This window comes from bacterium, from assembly GCA_035528375.1.
Lineage (GTDB): Bacteria > RBG-13-66-14 > RBG-13-66-14 > RBG-13-66-14 > RBG-13-66-14 > RBG-13-66-14.
Genome location: DATKYS010000050.1, coordinates 1 through 16,689, shown reverse-complemented (window position 1 = coordinate 16,689; position 16,689 = coordinate 1). Strand labels below are relative to the sequence as shown.

Here is a 16,689-nt window from a genome sequence, read left to right as displayed (position 1 = left end):
GCGGCGGGGATTAAAATCCCCGCCCTACATTTCGGGGCGTCGTCCACCGCGTCACCCGGCCGGACCGCCGCCCCGGTTGACACACCGCCACGTCGCGGGTACAATCGCCCGGCCCGTGCACGTTTAAGAAAAAAATGCCCCTCTACGCCTACCAGGGCCGGGAACCGGACCTCGACCCCTCGGTCTTCGTCGCCCCGTCGGCGGACGTCATCGGCGACGTTCGGGCCGCCGCCGACGCGAGCATCTGGTACGGTTGCCTGTTGCGCGGCGACATCGCCCGCATCGAGATAGGCGGGCGCACCAACGTCCAGGACCTCACCGTGGTCCACGTGGATCACGACCAGCCCACCATCATCGGCGCCGACGTGACCATCGGCCATCGGGCGGTCATCCACGCCTGCACCATCGGGGACGGCTGTCTCATCGGCATGGGGGCGATAATCCTCAACGGGGCCGAGATAGGCGCCGGATCGCTCATCGGGGCGGGGTCGCTCGTCACGCCGAGGAAGAAGATACCGCCGGGCTCCGTTGTCCTGGGGGTGCCGGGGCGGGTGGTCCGCCGCCTCACCCCCGACGAGATTCTCGGTCAGAAAAAACACGCCGCCGGGTACGTGGACCTGGCGAAAACGTTCACAGCCGGGGAGCGCTGAGATGGGAAAACAGAAATCGCAGGGCGAGCGCGCCGAGGACCTCCGCGAGCTCTACTCCAAGGCGGACGCGCACGACAAAAAGCGGCGCGACCTCATCATCAACATCATCGTCGGCGGCATCGTGGCGCTGGCGGTCATCGCCTACTTCGTCATCACCGCCGGCCCGCCGGAGTCGCGCACGGCGCTTCGGCTGGCCCAGGGCATCCAGAGCTACGGCCTGGCCTTCGAGGGGCACCAGGAGTACCCCGAGGGTCAGAACGCGCAGCCCGTGTGGGTCGAGCCCACCCCCGAGGAGACGCAGCAGCGGCTCTCCGAGGCGCTGGCCATCTTCAACGATGTGGCGCAGAACCCGGGGAACGATTTCGACCGCGACACCGCCGTCCTCTACGTGGGCATGTGCGCCCTGCACCTGGGGAACCTGGACCAGGCCGACGAGAAGCTCACCCAGGCCGCCGGGAGCGAGTTCGACCCGCTCCGGCAGCAGGCGCGCTTCACCCTCGGCTCGGTGATGCTCGAGCGGGGCCAGCTCCCCGAGGCGCTGGAGTACTATCAGGGTCTGGGCGCCGAGGAGGACAACTACCTGGCGACCGCGGCGAAGCTGGAGACAGCGCGCATCCTGGGCTGGCTCGGGCGTCCCGACGAATCGAAGGCGGTCCTTTCAGGCATCGTCGAGGCCGGGCCCGAGGACGCCCCCGACGTGCAGATGGCCCAATGGATGCTGGACCAGGGGCTGTACCTGACCCACCTGGTGGACCTCATCCCGCTCGGTGGCGCGGCGGAACCGGAGCCGACCGTCCCCGCGGAGGGCGTGACGCCCCCGCAGTGAGGTTTGGCCTGTTTATTGCTTCTGTTAAAACGGCGGTACACGGACCGCCGTTCTCTTGATTATACCCGGCCGCCCTGTGCTATACTTCGTCAAAATGTCCGCCCGCTGAACGTCACCTCGCCCGTGCGTCACCCCGGAGGGCCCCTTGCCCGAACTGCGGCGCGACCCGGTCATCGGCCGTTGGGTGATCATCTCCTCGGAGCGGGGCAAGCGCCCCTCCGACTTCGCCCCCGTCCACGAGGAGAGCGGCGGCCCGAACTGCCCCTTCTGCGAGGGCAACGAGGGCCTGACACCGCCCGAAATTTTTACCGTCAACGCCGACGGCGCGGACGGCCGGGAGCCCAACACGCCCGGCTGGCAGGTGCGCGTCGTGCCGAACAAGTTCCCGGCGCTGCGCATCGAGGGGGACCTGGACCGACACGGCGTGGGCATGTACGACATGATGAACGGCGTGGGGGCCCACGAGGTCATCATAGAGAACCCGCGCCACGAACGGCGGCTGCACCAGCTTCCGGTGAAGAAGGTCGAGCTGGTCGTCGGCAGCTACCGCCAGCGCATCGTGGACCTCACCCGCGACCCCCGCTTCCGCTACATCCTGGTGTTCAAGAACGAGGGGAAGGCGGCCGGGGCCTCCCTCCACCACTCCCACTCCCAGCTCATCGCCACCCCCATCGTCCCCAAGCGCGTCTCCGAGGAGCTCGAGGGGGCGAAAATTTATTACGGATGGAAGGAGCGCTGCGTCTTCTGCGACATCATCATCCAGGAGATGGAGCAGGCCGAGCGGGTGGTGTGCGAGAACGAGCAGTTCATCTCGCTGGAGCCCTTCGCCCCGCGCTTCCCCTTCGAGACCTGGATTCTGCCCAAGGTGCACCGGCCGCTCTTCGAGCGCGACAACGACCTGGGCCTCCTGGCGGAGATTTTGTCGGAGACCCTCCGGCGGCTGGCGGTCACGCTGGATTCCCCGCCGTACAACTACCTCATCCACAACACGCCCACCAACGGCCGCGGGACCGATCTGCTGGCCTACCACTGGCACATCGAGGTCATGCCCAAGCTGACCAAGGTGGCCGGTTTCGAGTGGGGGACCGGTTTTTACATCAACCCGACGAAGCCGGAGGACGCGGCGCGGTATCTGCGCGAGGCGGTGCTGGAGGAGATAACCGAGTAGCCGCCGGGGCGGGTCGGCCGGTCCTTTCGGAGCGCGGGTAATCTAACCGTGCCGTGCGATTTGCGATGACGTAGGGGCCGACCGACGGCGCGCCGTTCAGGTCGGCCAGTTTTTATAAGGTAGCCCTCACCCTTGGTCCCTCTCCCACCGGGAGAGGGAAACCGCTGGTCGCCGTTTTCACGCTCCCTACCCCGACCCTCACCCCCACCCTCTCCCTAGAAGGGAGAGGGGGACGCTTCACCCCTCACACCGGCATGTAAGCGCACTTCCCCCCAAAGGGGGGAGGGGACCGCGCCGGCCCTCACCCGCGTAAAATCCATAAAACCGCCCACACCGCCAGGCCGACGGCCACCGCCCCCGCGCCGTACCACCACCATCCGCCCCTCGTCAGCGGCGGCCACGGCGACATCAAAAGCGCCACCGCCAGGCTGAACGCCGTCAGCACCCCCAGAAGCCCCAACGCCTCCAACACCCACAGCCCCGCCTCGCCCGGAAACGAGCATCCCGTCAAAATGACGCAGACGGCCGGCGGCAGCATCAGCGCCTCCGCCCCGCCCACAATGCCCTCCGACGTGTCAAGATGCTCCCCGGACCGCCGAGCCCTCGCCCGGCGCCAGCTCCCGCCCAGGAGGCCCAGAGCGACGAGCATCAGCGCCGCGCCGCCCAGGGCCCCCGTTGCCAGCCGCCACCACCCCGGCGGGTCCCAGACGCCCAGTGTGACCAGTATTTCGTCCACCACCAACGGCGCCGCCCAGACGAATAGGGGCGCCGATCTCCATCCCCCAGGCAGCCCCCGTCCCAGCCCGCGCCGCAGTATGACGAAGAGAGCCGCCAGGGCCGCGCCGGCGTATATCCCCGTGCAGCGCCAGCACAACAGCGCCGCGCCGCCCACCGTCGGCGTCAGGCCGGGGAGTTGGTGGCAGACGGCCCGCGCCGCCTCCTCCAGGAATCCTACCGTCGTCATCACCCCCGCGCCTCTGCGGGCGGTTTTGGTTTATAATGAACGGGCAGTATCACGAGGTGGGGTGGATATGCCGCGCAAGTTTCTCCTCGTTCCGTCCGGCATCCTGGCGCTCGTCATCGCCGGCTGCGGCGCCGTCCACGACGTCCGGGACATCGAGTACCACAAGCAGAAGGCGCTGTTGGGCGACCGGGATTACCTCTTCGAGCTGACCGAGTCGCTGGGCTACCTGGACGACGCGAACCTGCGCCTGGCGGTGGTGGACGCCCTGGACGAGATAGGGGACAAGGGGGCGACGATGGCCCTGGTGGCGGCCATGCGCAACGATCCCGACCCCACGGTGCGTCTGGCCGTTCCGCCGGTGCTGGCCCGGATGGGCGCCCGCAACGCCATCGAGCCGCTGGCGGCCATGATTACCGACGAAGACCCCGCCATGCGCAAGGCGGCCCTCGCGGCCCTCCAGCAGTTCGGCGACGTACCCGCCCAAGTCTACATTCCGGGGCTCAAGTCCGCCGACGGCGGCATCCAGACCGAGACGGTCAAGGCCCTGGGGATGCTGCGCGACCCCGACCTGGTGCCCGTCTTCTTCAACGCCTTCTTCGACCCCGTCACCCAGGCCGGGGCCAAAAAGCAGATGATAGCAGAGCTCGGCCACCTGGGCGAGGACGGGGTGGACTGCCTGTACCACATCTTCTTGCAGACGCCGGACGAGGCGATGCGGCAGACGGTCCGACGCGAGCTGGAGGCCAGCCCCTCGGACCGCGCGGCGCGGCTCCTGGCCGAGTACGACACCGGCGGGGGGACCTTCGCCTGGGACCTCACCTGGGAGACGCCCCGCGGCGCCACCGTCGTCACCGGCGAGGTGATCGAGGTCAACGTCGTCGCCCGCGACAACGCCAGCCTCATGCTCGTCACCGACCGCGGGCGCCACGTCCACTGCCACTTCACCGGCCACACCAACGAGCTTCTGTACATCAAGAGCGAGATGGCCTCGGGGCGGGTGCGGGTGTCCGTGGGCGGGTCCAGCTCCTACATCGAGGAGATGACCCACGTCTGGGCCGACACCATCCAGATCGTGCCGTGAGGGGGAATGTATCAATCCTCTCCCGTAGGGGCGGGTGTCCACACCCGCCCGCCCCTCACTAAGAGTGCGAAACTTACGATGAAATTTGGAAGAAGAAGGCCAATGAAGATAGTTTTGATCATAAAAGGAGTAGCATTGTGAGTGCGACAAAAGGCGGTAGTGTGGAATGTGATAAAGGATGGGGTAAAGTTACTTTTCGTTGTGTGAATGACGAGTGTATTTGCCCTCGTAGCGGAGAAGAGTTTTGTAAAGACTGTAATTATAAGGAAAATCCTGATAGACCTAGACGAACTCCCTTGGGTGCAGGTGCCAAAGATGGTGCCAGTAGAGATGCCACCAAGGACATGCTCGGACGAGACGTCCTCGAAATCTTCCGCGATCCGGAGGCGTCACCTGAGGTGAAGGAGATGGTGGCCGAAGCAATCCGCATCCTGTCGGAGAAGGCTAAACGAAAAGAGAACGCGAACCAACTCGATTAAAAATGTAGGGCGGCCCCTCTGCGGGCCGCCGTATCTCCGTCCCCAGCCTCGACCCTCACCCTAACCCTCTCCCTAGAAGGGAGAGGGGACATGCGGCAGCCTTCACACAAGCATGTCCTCGAAAGTCTCCCACAGGGAGGGGGAGATTGATGGAAGCCAGGGCGAAAAGCTACGAGTCCCTCTCGGTGGACGAGCGCTTCAGGGAAGCGGAGAAGGCCAGGGCTGAAAACGGGAAGGCCGAGGTTTCAGTTCTCTTGAAGCGTGGGGACGCGCGAGACTTGAGTTGGCTCTCCGACGGAAGCTGTCACCTGGTCGTCACCTCCCCGCCCTACTGGACCTTGAAGAGGTACAACGATACACCGGGTCAGTTGGGTCACATCGCGGATTACGAGGAGTTCCTGGACGAGCTGGACAAGGTATGGCGGCAGGTTTACCGCGTGCTGACCCCCGGCGGGCGTCTGTGCTGCGTGGTCGGCGACGTGTGCCTGGCGCGGAGAAAGAACGGACGGCATCTGGTAATGCCCCTGCACTCCGACATCGCCGTCAGGTGCCGAAAGATAGGCTTCGACAACCTGAACCCGATCATCTGGTACAAAATCGCCAACGCCACGACGGAGGTGGAAGGAGGAGGACGGTTCCTCGGCAAGCCCTACGAACCGAACGCCATCGTGAAAAACGACATCGAATACATCCTCATGCAGCGCAAATCGGGGGGGTATCGCAGGCCCACCACCGAACAGCGGCGGCTGAGCATGATCGAGCGGGAGAGCTTCAACGAGTGGTTCCAGCAGATATGGCATCTGGGCGGGGCTTCGACGAGCGCGCATCCCGCCCCTTTCCCGCTGGTCCTGGCGGATCGCCTGGTGAGGATGTTTTCGTTTCACGGCGACACGGTGCTCGATCCGTTCATGGGGACGGGGACGACGGTGGTTGCCGCGGTCAGGGCCGGCAGGAACGCCGTGGGTGTGGAAATAGACGAGGAGTACTTCACCCAGGCGCAGCGGTTGATTACAAGTTCCGCCGATCTGCTGGTGGATTTGAACCTCAGCGTATATGAATAGATGGAGGATTGATAATGCGAGACTGTTGCAAAATGCCATTTTGGCGTGATTTGATGGCTAGCAGAGCTGTCAGCGAAAAACGAATATTCCCCGTAGGGGCGGGGCTCCGCCCCCGCCCGCGGGCGACCGCAGAGGGTCGCCCCTACGAACACCCCTTTTGTGCAACAGTCTCAACGCGTAAGCTTTCCATACTTTTGCTGGTTTGCCTCCTCGCCGGACCCGCGGGGGCGAACATCGAACCGGCTTACCAGGACGCCGAGGAGGTTTTTGGCGACGAGCCGTGGCAGTCCTTCTACGGTCTTTTAAGGCCCTACGCCGTCTACTACACCGAGCCCACCTTCCACGACGGCGTGCTCTACGTCGTCGAAAAAGAAAAGATCGTCCGGGTGGACCCGGAGACCGGCGAGGAAGAGCCTTGGCCGGAGTTCATACTGCCCCGAGAGGCATCGTATCTCTCCGGCATCTGCTTCCACGAGGGCGATTTCTGGTTCTCCGGGGCGCTGCGCTCCGGGCGCACCGTGGACGAGTGGGAGGAGTTCCTCTTCCAGCGCATCGGCGACGGCTGGGTCTACCGGGGGGAGTACTCGGGACCGCTGGCCTCGGACGGGGAGAATCTCTACGCGGCCCGGCACAACGTGATAGGCGTCTGGCGAGACCGGGAGTTCGAGGAAATCCTGGCCCTGGACGAGAGGTACAAGATCACCGGGCTGGCTTGGGACACCGGGCGCCTGTGGGCCTCGGCCCACGACTACTACGGCGAGGGTGAGGAGTTGGCCTACCTCTTTCGGATAGACGTAGAAGCCCGGGAGGTGGACGGCTGGCTGCCGCTGCCCTGGGTGGTGTACAGCGTCTGGACCTTCCGGCAGTGGTACGAGTTCACCCATGTGGTAATAGCGCAGGGGCTGGCCTCCGACGGTGAGAAGCTGTACCTCGTCGCCGAGGACTCTGTCTGGACGGCGGACCCGGCGGCCGCTTGTACGGAGGGTCTGCCCGAGGCCTTCGGCTACTGCGTGGAGGCGGGCACGGAGGTCTACGATGCCCCGGACGGCTCAGCGATCGGCGAGCTGCGGGCGCGCGACCCGGTGTATCGCCTGGACGAAGAGGACGGCTGGTGGCGGGTTTACACTCCGCTGGGCGTCGTCGGCTGGGTCCCCGCGGACACGGTGGCCGAGGGGTTCAAAGTGAGCCTCGAGCCGCCGGGGTAGACCGGATGGGCCGGGCGTGGTCCCCAAACCTCCTCCCCGTGTTTAATAACGTGCAAGGGGCTTAAGCCCCTTGTCTCATCCTTCGTTTGGTTTCGATCAACGAAAGTAGGGACTGACCTTTGGGTCAGCCCGCGGGCGGGTCTAAAGACCCGCCCCTACATTCGGCGGACGTGTGCGTTGACGCCGTAGTTGAGCTTGCGGGCGCGTCCGGCCGGTGATAAAATGCACCGGTCTTTTGCAAAGCTCGGGTTCCGACGCGAAGGGAGACGTGTTGAAGATACACGAGTACCAGGCCAAGGAGCTCTTCCGCAAGTTCGGCATCCCCACGAGCCGGGGGGTGGTGGTCACCGACCCCGCGAAGGCCCCGCAGGCGGCTGCGGAGGTGGGCTACCCGTGCGTGGTGAAGGCCCAGGTCCACGTGGGCGGCCGGGGGAAGGCCGGCGGCGTGAAGCTGGCCAAGAACGAAAGGGAGCTCGCGGAGCACGCCCGCGCGATTCTCGGCATGGACATAAAGGGCCTCGTCGTGGAGCGGGTGCTCATAGACGAGGCGGTGGACATCGCCGACGAGCTCTACCTCGGCATCATCCTGGACCGAGCGTCGAAGTTCCCGGTGTTCATGGTCTCGGCGGCGGGCGGGGTGGACATCGAGGAGGTGGCGGCCAAGACGCCGGAGAAAATCTTGAAGCTCCCCGTGGACCCGGCGGTGGGGTTCTGGCCGCACCACGGGCGGCGGCTGGCCGGCTTCCTCACCGGGGACGCGGGCGTCCAGAGGCAGCTCGCCGACTTCCTGCAAAAACTCTACCGGCTCTTCATCGCCACCGACGCCTCCCTGGCCGAGATAAACCCGTGCGTCATCACGCGGGACGGCCGGGCGGTGGCCATTGACGCCAAGATCAACTTCGACGACAACGCCCTCTTCCGCCAGGGGGAGGTGGAGGCCATGCGCGACAAGAGCGCCGAGGACCCCCTGGAGCTCAAGGCCAAAGGGGCGGGGCTCTCCTACGTCAAGCTCTCCGGAGACGTGGGGTGCATCGTCAACGGCGCCGGGCTGGCCATGACCACCATGGACCTCATCAAGCACTTCGGCTCCGAGCCGGCCAACTTCCTCGACGTGGGCGGCTCCTCCGACCCCGCCAAGGTCCTCGTCGCCATGGAGATAGTCACCGGCGACCCGGACGTTAAGGCGATTCTGTTGAACATATTCGGGGGCATCACGCGCTGCGACGACATCGCCGCGGGGCTCCTGGCGGCCCTCAAACAGCGTCCGCTGGAGATTCCGCTGGTCGTCCGCCTCACTGGGACCAACGAGGACCGGGGGCGGGCGATGCTGGCCGAGGCGGGCATCGAGGCCGGGGTGAACCTGGACGAGGCGGTCCAAAAGGTCGTCGCAGCCGCGAGGGAGGGACGATGAGCGTATTCGTTGACGAGAACACCAGAGTGGTCGTCCAGGGCATCACCGGTCGCGACGGCTCCTTCCACGCCGGCCAGATGGCCGAGTACGGGACTAAAGTGGTCGCCGGAGTCACGCCGGGCAAGGGGGGCCAACAGGTCCACGGCATCCCGGTCTTCGACACGGTGGCCGAGGCGGTGGAAAAAACCGGGGCGGACGCGAGCGTTATCTACGTCCCGGCGCGCTTCGCCGCCGACGCGCTCTTCGAGGCCGCCGACGCGGGGATAAGGCTCGCCGTCTGCATCTCCGAGGGCCTCCCCACCCTGGACGTCCTGCGCGCCTACCACTACTACCGGGCGAGGGGGATCCGCTTCATCGGCCCCAACTGCCCGGGCATCATCTCGCCGGGCAAGGCCAAGGTTGGCATCATGCCGGGGCACATCCACCGGCCGGGGGGCGTGGGGCTGGTGAGCCGCTCGGGCACGCTGACCTACGAGGTGGTGTGGTCTTTGACCGCGGCCGGGCTGGGGCAGTCCACCTGCATGGGCATCGGCGGAGACCCGATCATCGGGACCAGCTTCATAGACGCCCTGGCGGCCTTCGAGGCCGACCCCGAGACCGCCGGGGTGGTGATGATCGGCGAGATAGGCGGCACCGACGAGGAGGAGGCGGCGGAGTTCATTCAAAAAAACGTGACGAAGCCGGTGGTGAGCTTCATCGCCGGACGCACCGCACCCAAGGGCAAGCGCATGGGCCACGCCGGGGCCATCATCGCCGGGGGCAAGGGGACGGCGGAGAGCAAGATCGAGGCGCTGACCTCGGTGGGGGTTCCCGTGGCCGATCTGCCCAGCCAGTTGCCGGGCCTGCTGAAGGCGCGGCTGGGGTAGCTCTGCGTCCTACGACATGGTGTCATCGTCACTGTCGTGCCGCTCCGCCGTTGGAGGACTACCGGCGGCAGCATATTTCCGGCGGCTCACACCATTGCTGGAATCGCGCCCGTGGGGATTCAGATTCGACCAATAAGGGGTTGCCCAATCGGTCGTTTTTCTGCAATACTGGTCGTGGTGGGATGAAATTCGGCTCCAAGCCGTGTGAGTGTTTGGTCGAGGCCATTACGCTCCTATATCCTACCTTTTCTATGCTCCGGTAGGTGGACGTCGGCGTTGGAAAGGCCGGGTTTGCTTTGAGCGCACGGCCCCTGAAGGTCCCGCCGGTTCCCTGGTCCGCTTTTTGCTCCCAAAATGTTGGATTCGTTGACACTTATCCGACCGGCCTGCTATACTGCCGACAAAATGGGGTCCCCGGCGGGAGGGAGCCTTGCGTAAAGTTCTCGTGGTGCTGCTTTTGCTGCTGATGGTGGCGGCTCTCGCCGAGGCACCGCGCAAGCCCATTTCCGGATTCGCCGTCGGGCTCTTCGGCGGCTACTGGGTTTATTCCGGACCCTCCTACTTATTCAACGACGGCGCCGGCGGGTCCCTCCGCGTCGGGTACCGTTTCAAGCCCGGAGAGCTCGAGATATACGGCTTCTTCGAGTACACGAACCTCCTGATGACCGACATCTGGCAACGCTGGGACCCGAACCCGACCGGCAGCCTGGTGACCTTCGGCATCTCCCCGCGCATCAGTTTCTCGCCCACCACGTGGATTTCGCCGTACTTCGGGGCCGGACCGGCGTTCACGCTCCGGACAACCTCCCTGGACATCGAGCGTCAGAGCGGGGATCTCTTCAACTACTTCCAGAACGCCCAGAACTTCGCCGTCTTCGTCGAGGTGGGGGCCGAGTTCCCCCTCCAGCCGTCGGTGATTATCGAGGTGGGCTGCCACTACATCCACCCCTTCACCCCCGAGGAGGAGCGGTTCTCCGGGATTACCGCGGGCGCCGGGGTGAGCTTCTTCTTCTAAAAAAACGGGCACCGCCTCGCCGCCGCCGGGCGGCTTTTTTGTATAACTCGACCCTCGTAGGGGCGACCTAAACGGCGCGCCGTCGGTCGGCCCCTACGTCATCGCATGGTTGCGCGACCCTTTCAGCGTCAACGGATTCCGGGGCGAAACGGTCCCCCGTTCCGCCGAGGTCCGGAATCTGGTAAACTGGGGGAGATTTTCCCCCATCCAACCGTGCGGAGGAGCGACCATGCGACCGGTGGCCACCACCGACGAGATGAAACGGATTGACCAGGCGGCCATCGAGGGCGACGGCCTGCCCGGGACGGCCCTGATGGAGAACGCCGGGCGCGGCGTCGCCCGGGAGATTCTCTCCCGCTTCCCCGACCTCGGACCCGGCGACGTGGTGGTGGTCGTGGGGAAGGGGAACAACGGCGGCGACGGGCTGGTCGTCGCCCGCCACCTGGCCGGGGCCGGCGTCGAGCCGCTGGTCTTTTCCGTGGGCGACCCCGGTGAGCTCACCGGCGACGCCCTGGTGAACTGGAACGTGTTCCGGGCCGGGGGGCGGGGGGCCTGGGTGATCGAGGGAGAGGAGGACGTGGCCGAGCTGGAGCGCGCCCTGGAGCGGGCCGCCGTCGCGGTGGACGCCCTTCTGGGAACGGGGGTGTCGGGCGAGCCGCGGGGACTCTTCGCCCCGGTGATTCGGGCCCTCAACGACGGTCCCGCCTTCGTCGTCGCGGTGGACGTCCCCTCGGGGCTGGATTCGACCACCGGCGCCGCGGAGCTGGCGGTCTCCGCCGATCTCACCGTGACCCTGGCCTGCCCCAAGACCGGCCTCTTCCTCCCGCCGGGGTATCTCCTGGCCGGGGAGGTCGTCACCGCGCCCATCGGTGTCAACCCCGAGCGGTTCGCCGAGCTGCGGACGTTCCACGCCGAGCCCGGCGACGTTGCGCCCTACTTCGACCCCCTTCCCCCGGACACGCACAAGGGCGGGCGGGGGACGGTGAACCTTTTAGCCGGGTGCCGGGACTACTCGGGGGCGGCGGGGCTCTCCTGCCTGGCGGCCTGCCGGGCCGGGGCGGGACTGGTCACACTCTGCACCACCGCCTCCACCCTCCTCCTGGTCAAGCCGGCCATGCTGGGGGTCACCTCGGTGGAGCTGCCCGACGAGGCCGGTTTCGTCTCCCACTACGGGGCGCAGACGGCCCTGGCGCAGCTCAACTCGGGGGACGCGTGCGTCGTCGGTCCGGGCCTGGGCGCCGACGAGTGCGTCGGGCGGACCCTCGAGGCCGTCCTGCCCGGTATTCGCGTTCCCCTGGTCGTGGATGCCGACGGGCTGAACACCACCGGCCTGGACGTGCTCAAGCGGGTGCAGGCCCCTTTGGTCATCACCCCGCACCCCGGTGAGGCGGGGCGGCTGCTGGGCTTGAGCGCCGCGGAGGTCAACGCGGACCGTCTGGACGCCGCGCGGAAGCTGGCCGCCGAGGTGGGCGGCGTCTGCCTCCTCAAGGGCTACCGCACCGTGGTGGCCTCCGCCGACGGGACGGCCTGCTTCATCCCCGCTGGGGACTGGCGCATGGCCGTGGGCGGGTCGGGGGACGTGCTGGCCGGGGTCATCGGGGCGCTTCTGGCCCGGGGGGTGGAGCCGTTCTCGGCCGCCGTCGCCGGGGCGTACCTCCACGGGTCGGCCGGGGAGCTGGCCGCGGAATCGGCCGGTGACTGGAGCGTCTCGCCCGAGGACATCCTGGAGGCGATCCCGGAGGCCATCGAGGCGGTTTGCAACGCCTGATTGCTTTCCCTCTCCCCGTGGGAGAGGGCCGGGGTGAGGGTCTGGGTCGGGAGCGAAAATACGGCGTCCCACGGGCGGGTGTGGACACCCGCCCCTACGGCCATCCGTCGCAAATCCGACCCGTAGGGGCCGACCGACGGCGTGCCGTTTAGGTCGGCCCGCGGGCGGACCTGAATGTCCGCCCCTACGACATCGCAACGAGGCACGGGCCGGGGTGAGGGGCGGGGTAGGGAACGTGGAAATGGCGGGCGGGTGTGGACACCCGCCCCTACGGGAAACGGACTACGGCCATGGACGACAAACCGGACGTTTTCCTCGCGGGGGAGTTGGTGTACCTCTCGCCGGTGCGCGCCGAGGACGCCCCGCTCTACGCCCGCTGGATCAACGACGCCGACACCCGCCGAAACCTCACCATGTGCCTGCCCCTGACCCGGGGCCAGGAGGAGGAGTGGGTCCGCGGCGTGGGCAAAAACCCCGACGACGTGGTCCTCGCCGTCCGCCTCGCCGCCGATGACCGCCTGGCGGGCAACGTGGGCCTGCACGGCATAGACCGCATCCACCGCTCCGCCGAGTTCGGCGTCTTCATCGGTCCGCCCGAGCTCCGGGGGAAGGGCTACGGCACCGAGGCCACCGCCCTCACCCTCAAGTACGGCTTCGGGGAGCTGAACCTCCACCGCATCTGGCTGCGGGTGTACGAGTTCAACGAGGGCGGCATCCGCGCCTACGCCAAGTGCGGCTTTAAAGAGGAGGGGCGGCTGCGGGGGGCCTACGGGTACGGCGGCCGCTGGCACGACGTGGTGCTGATGGGAGTCCTGGCCGAGGAATATTTCGGGGGGTAGCCGTGCGGTGGCGCATCGCGGCGCTGGGTTTTCTGGTATTGATTTTACCCGCCCGGGCGGGGGAGGTGGAGCTCTCGCCCACCGTGACCCTCATCCTGCCGGAGGGCCTCTCCGCCGAGCTCTACCCCGGCTACGGCGACGCGCTGGCCATCGTGGAGCTCTCCTACAGCGGGTCGGGGAAGCCGTTCGCCTCGGGGGCGGTGGAGGAGGGGCCGGACTACGAGGTCGCCCCGGACCAGGCGGACCTCGCGGGGCTCCTGGCGCGGCGGTTCCCCTCGCTCAAGCCGGAGTCGCTCACCGACGCGCGCACGGGCGGTGAGGGGGGGCGCCTCTTCCGGCTGGAGGTTTACCCCAAGGGCGGTTTCTACACCTGCCGGGTGGTCGGGGCTTACTCCACGTCCGCCGGGTGCTTCGTGGTGGACTTCGCCGCCACGGCCCCGCGGTCCGAGGCGGTGGTGGCCCTGTCGGCGCTGGATTTCCGCCCGTCGGATTGAGACCGGGATAAACTTGCCATCCCCCCCGAGTCCGGCTATAATCATTCAATTCTGGTCTTACTTTTTTCCGGGAGGTTTCGTCATGCGCAATACGACCCTCATCCTGCTCGCCCTGGTTCTGGCGGCGTTGGCCACCACCACGGGCGGCGGCACCGGGACGCCCACGGGCGGAGGCTCCACCACGCCCACCTTCCAGGCCACCATCGGCGGCGTCGCGGTGGACGTCGTCCTGCCCAACGGCGATTGGAGCAGGGGTGCCGTTTCCCCCAACAGCTTCACCATCAACGGGCCGAACAGCGTTGCTATAACCGTCACCTCGCTGGCCTCCGCCGTGGGCCTGGGCAAGAACGACATGGACGCGCTCTGCAAGGACAAGCTGGCGGAGAAGTCCAACGCGTTGACCACGGGCACGAAGGTCGTGGTGAGCAAGAACTCCGCGGGCGTCACCTACGCGCTGCGCTCGTACGAGTCGGGCGGCAACGTGTACTTCGTGGGCGTCTCCGGCACCGGCACCTGCGGGGTGCTTCTCTACGCCAAGGTTCCCAAGGCGCAGAAGAGCGCGGTCCAGGATACCCTGAAGAGCATCCTGAACGCGCTGGCCCTGAGCAAGTAGGCCATCACCGGGGCGTGGTCGCCGGTCGGGGGGCGGTTCCGTGGATATGACGCCGGGTCGCAGCCGGGGGTGCGGAACCTCGACCACCCGTACCGTAGGTTCTCCGCCCCGGGGAACGGTCGGCGCTCGCGGGGAGGGGAGCCGATGGTGTCGGCCGCAACCCCCGGGTTGATACGCGGTCGGCGAGCACGGAATCTAGCTTCCCCCGGTCGGTCCTCCGGCGACGGGAACCGCTCGGCCTGACGGGTGGGATCGAGAGGTCCCGCCCTTTCTCTGCCCGGCTTGCGCTCACGGGTCGGACTCCGGTAAAATTCCCTTTTCCCTTCGACCGGCAGGTGGCCGTTGCGCATAGCCTTCACCTCGGACATCCACGCCGACAACTCGGAGGCCGCCCGTCGGGTGCCCAAGCTGCTGGGGGACCGGCTGCGCGCCATTTCGCCCGACGTCTTCGTACTGCTGGGCGACCTGGCGGGGCACCTGGAGGTTTTGGAGGAGTCCTTCGCCGAAATCGGCGAGCTGCCCTTCCCGAAACTCTTCGTCGCCGGGAACCACGACGTGTGGGTTCCGCTCTACTGGCAGTCCCGGGGCGAGACGAGCTACGATCGGCTGGACCGCCTGCTGCCGGAGATGTGCGCGCGCCACGGCTGGGGCTACCTGGACGGCGGGCCGGTGCGGGTGGGGGACGTGGGCTTCGTGGGGAGCATCGGCTGGTACGACTACTCGCTGCGGAACCGCGCGCGGGACGGCGAGATTTCCATGGACGTCTACCGGCGCAAGTTCTTCCGGCGCTGGCGCTGGGGGGACGCCGTCTACGCCCTCTTCACCGACGGCGAGGGGGAGCGGCTCTCCGACGAGGGTGTCTGCCGGCTCCTCGAGGGGCGGCTGCGGAAGCACCTGGCCGAGGTGGCGCGGTGGGACGTGCGGGCCGTGGTGGGATGCTCGCACCACATGCCCTACGACGCCATCCGGCCCCCGGGGCGGCTGCCCTGGGATTTCTTCCTGGCCTACGCGGGCTCGGGGCGCTTCGGCAGGCTCTTCGACACGGAGCGCCGCCTGGCCGCGGTCCTCTTCGGCCACGTGCACATGAAGTTCTCCCGCGAGACGCCGGCGGGACGACCGCTGGTGACCTCCTGCCTGGGCTACGCCCGCCACTGGAGCGAACCGGACCCGGAAAAGGCGCTGGACGCCGCGATCCGGGTCATCGAAATCTGACCGTGCTGGACTGCCACCTCCACTCCGACCTGTCGCGGGATTCCAAGGTGCCGCTGGCGGAATACGCCCGCCTGGCCCGCCGGCACCGATACGTCGCCCTCGTCACCGCCGAGCACCTGGACCTGGACCCCGGCGATTACTCCTACGGCTTCTACGATCCCGCCCGGCACCTGGCCGCCGTGGCCGAGGCCCGCCCCCTGGCCCCGGACACCTACGTCGGCCTGGGGGTGGAGCTCTCCTACCAGCGGGGCCGGGAGGCCGAGACAGCCGCCGCGTGCGCCCGGCTGCCCTACGACATGCTCATCGGCAGCGTCCACTACCTCGACGACATCGGGGCCACCATCAGCTCCCGGGAGAAGGCCCGGCTGTACTTCGAGAAAACCCCGGTGGAGGAGGCCTACGGGAGTTACTTCGAGATTCTCCTCGGGGCCGCCGCCTCGGGGATTTTCGACGTCCTGGGCCACGCCGACATCTGTAAGCGGTACGGGGTGCTCTACTACGGCCCCTTCGAGGCCCGGCGCTGGGAAAAGGAATTGCGGGCGGTTTTCCGCGCCTGCGCCGACACCGGCACGGGTGTCGAGCTCAACGTGGCCGGTTGGGGCCAGGCCCCCGGCGAGCCCTACCCCGGTCCCGAGGCGCTGGTCATGGCGCGGGAGGAAGGGGTCCGTTTCGTCACCGTGGGGTCCGACGCGCACGACCTGGCGCGTTTCGGTCCGGCGCAGATACGCCGCGGTCTGGGGTTGCTGAGTGAAGTCGGTTACGAGCGGGTGTGCTACTGGCGGGAGCGGGAGCCGGTGGAGTTGGTCGTCGCCGACCTGTTGGCCCGGTGAGTGGGCCGGTGTGAGGGCTGCCGCATGTCCCCTCTCCCCTCTGGGGGGAAGCGCGGTTACGGGTTAGGGTGGGGGGCGAAACGGTCCCCCTCTCCCTTTTAGGGAGAGGCGCGCCTACGGGCTAGGGTGAGGGTCGAGGTCGAGATAGAAGAGAACGCGGCGGTACCCTGTCTCCCTCTCCCCGTGGGAGAGGGATTAAGGGTGAGG

The 16,689-nt window shown here is 67.2% G+C and carries 17 protein-coding genes; 16 read left to right on the top strand and 1 reads right to left on the bottom strand.

The window, feature by feature from the left end:
* The first annotated feature begins 134 nt into the window (after window positions 1-134).
* The 3 genes from VM054_03705 (at window position 135) to galT (ending at window position 2,644) form a co-directional block, all read left to right on the top strand.
* Window positions 135-650 carry a gamma carbonic anhydrase family protein gene (locus VM054_03705; protein HUT98159.1) on the top strand — a complete coding sequence of 172 codons (516 nt, stop codon included), beginning with the start codon at window positions 135-137 and terminating at the stop codon, window positions 648-650.
* Between the two features lies 1 nt (window position 651).
* Window positions 652-1,476, top strand: coding sequence for a tetratricopeptide repeat protein (locus VM054_03700; protein HUT98158.1), 825 nt, complete (start codon window positions 652-654; stop codon window positions 1,474-1,476).
* A gap of 145 nt (window positions 1,477-1,621) precedes the next feature.
* On the top strand, window positions 1,622-2,644 hold the full coding sequence (galT, locus tag VM054_03695; protein ID HUT98157.1) for a galactose-1-phosphate uridylyltransferase: 1,023 nt from the start codon (window positions 1,622-1,624) through the stop codon (window positions 2,642-2,644).
* Between the two features lie 301 nt (window positions 2,645-2,945).
* On the opposite strand, the gene VM054_03690 is transcribed toward galT, so the two are convergent.
* Window positions 2,946-3,608, bottom strand: a complete 663-nt coding sequence (locus VM054_03690; GenBank protein ID HUT98156.1) for a DUF2085 domain-containing protein — start codon at window positions 3,606-3,608, stop codon at window positions 2,946-2,948.
* A 67-nt stretch (window positions 3,609-3,675) separates the two neighbouring features.
* Between VM054_03690 and VM054_03685 the strand changes: the two genes are divergently transcribed.
* The 13 genes from VM054_03685 (at window position 3,676) to VM054_03625 (ending at window position 16,482) form a co-directional block, all read left to right on the top strand.
* Window positions 3,676-4,689 (top strand): HEAT repeat domain-containing protein, encoded by a 1,014-nt coding sequence (locus tag VM054_03685; protein HUT98155.1) that lies wholly within the window; start codon window positions 3,676-3,678, stop codon window positions 4,687-4,689.
* Window positions 4,690-4,826: 137 nt separating this feature from the next.
* A complete protein-coding gene (locus tag VM054_03680) occupies window positions 4,827-5,168 on the top strand; it encodes a hypothetical protein (protein ID HUT98154.1) in 342 nt (113 codons plus the stop codon).
* 149 nt (window positions 5,169-5,317) lie between these two features.
* Entirely contained in the window at window positions 5,318-6,229 is a 912-nt protein-coding gene (locus VM054_03675) for a site-specific DNA-methyltransferase (protein HUT98153.1), read from the top strand.
* A 194-nt stretch (window positions 6,230-6,423) separates the two neighbouring features.
* Window positions 6,424-7,434, top strand: a complete 1,011-nt coding sequence (locus tag VM054_03670) for a hypothetical protein (protein ID HUT98152.1) — start codon at window positions 6,424-6,426, stop codon at window positions 7,432-7,434.
* Between the two features lie 271 nt (window positions 7,435-7,705).
* On the top strand, window positions 7,706-8,845 hold the full coding sequence (sucC, locus tag VM054_03665; GenBank protein ID HUT98151.1) for an ADP-forming succinate--CoA ligase subunit beta: 1,140 nt from the start codon (window positions 7,706-7,708) through the stop codon (window positions 8,843-8,845).
* Entirely contained in the window at window positions 8,842-9,711 is an 870-nt protein-coding gene (gene sucD, locus VM054_03660) for a succinate--CoA ligase subunit alpha (GenBank protein ID HUT98150.1), read from the top strand. Before sucC ends, sucD begins: the two co-directional genes overlap by 4 nt.
* A gap of 430 nt (window positions 9,712-10,141) precedes the next feature.
* Complete coding sequence (locus VM054_03655; GenBank protein HUT98149.1) at window positions 10,142-10,726, top strand: outer membrane beta-barrel protein; 585 nt, start codon at window positions 10,142-10,144, stop codon at window positions 10,724-10,726.
* Window positions 10,727-10,955: 229 nt separating this feature from the next.
* Entirely contained in the window at window positions 10,956-12,494 is a 1,539-nt protein-coding gene (locus tag VM054_03650) for an NAD(P)H-hydrate dehydratase (GenBank protein ID HUT98148.1), read from the top strand.
* Between the two features lie 290 nt (window positions 12,495-12,784).
* Complete coding sequence (locus VM054_03645; protein ID HUT98147.1) at window positions 12,785-13,333, top strand: GNAT family protein; 549 nt, start codon at window positions 12,785-12,787, stop codon at window positions 13,331-13,333.
* Between the two features lie 2 nt (window positions 13,334-13,335).
* Entirely contained in the window at window positions 13,336-13,827 is a 492-nt protein-coding gene (locus tag VM054_03640) for a hypothetical protein (protein HUT98146.1), read from the top strand.
* 82 nt (window positions 13,828-13,909) lie between these two features.
* Complete coding sequence (locus VM054_03635) at window positions 13,910-14,440, top strand: hypothetical protein (GenBank protein HUT98145.1); 531 nt, start codon at window positions 13,910-13,912, stop codon at window positions 14,438-14,440.
* A 342-nt stretch (window positions 14,441-14,782) separates the two neighbouring features.
* Complete coding sequence (locus VM054_03630; protein ID HUT98144.1) at window positions 14,783-15,652, top strand: metallophosphoesterase; 870 nt, start codon at window positions 14,783-14,785, stop codon at window positions 15,650-15,652.
* A gap of 2 nt (window positions 15,653-15,654) precedes the next feature.
* Complete coding sequence (locus tag VM054_03625) at window positions 15,655-16,482, top strand: PHP domain-containing protein (GenBank protein HUT98143.1); 828 nt, start codon at window positions 15,655-15,657, stop codon at window positions 16,480-16,482.
* The last annotated feature ends 207 nt before the right edge of the window (window positions 16,483-16,689 follow it).

Coding starts and splice junctions, on each gene's coding strand:
- VM054_03650 (HUT98148.1), top strand. CDS start 10,956: ATGCGACCGGTGGCCACCACCGACGAGATGAAACGGATTGACCAGGCG.
- VM054_03635 (HUT98145.1), top strand. CDS start 13,910: ATGCGCAATACGACCCTCATCCTGCTCGCCCTGGTTCTGGCGGCGTTG.
- sucD (HUT98150.1), top strand. CDS start 8,842: ATGAGCGTATTCGTTGACGAGAACACCAGAGTGGTCGTCCAGGGCATC.
- VM054_03690 (HUT98156.1), bottom strand. CDS start 3,608: ATGACGACGGTAGGATTCCTGGAGGAGGCGGCGCGGGCCGTCTGCCAC.
- VM054_03645 (HUT98147.1), top strand. CDS start 12,785: ATGGACGACAAACCGGACGTTTTCCTCGCGGGGGAGTTGGTGTACCTC.
- VM054_03685 (HUT98155.1), top strand. CDS start 3,676: ATGCCGCGCAAGTTTCTCCTCGTTCCGTCCGGCATCCTGGCGCTCGTC.
- VM054_03675 (HUT98153.1), top strand. CDS start 5,318: ATGGAAGCCAGGGCGAAAAGCTACGAGTCCCTCTCGGTGGACGAGCGC.
- VM054_03705 (HUT98159.1), top strand. CDS start 135: ATGCCCCTCTACGCCTACCAGGGCCGGGAACCGGACCTCGACCCCTCG.
- VM054_03700 (HUT98158.1), top strand. CDS start 652: ATGGGAAAACAGAAATCGCAGGGCGAGCGCGCCGAGGACCTCCGCGAG.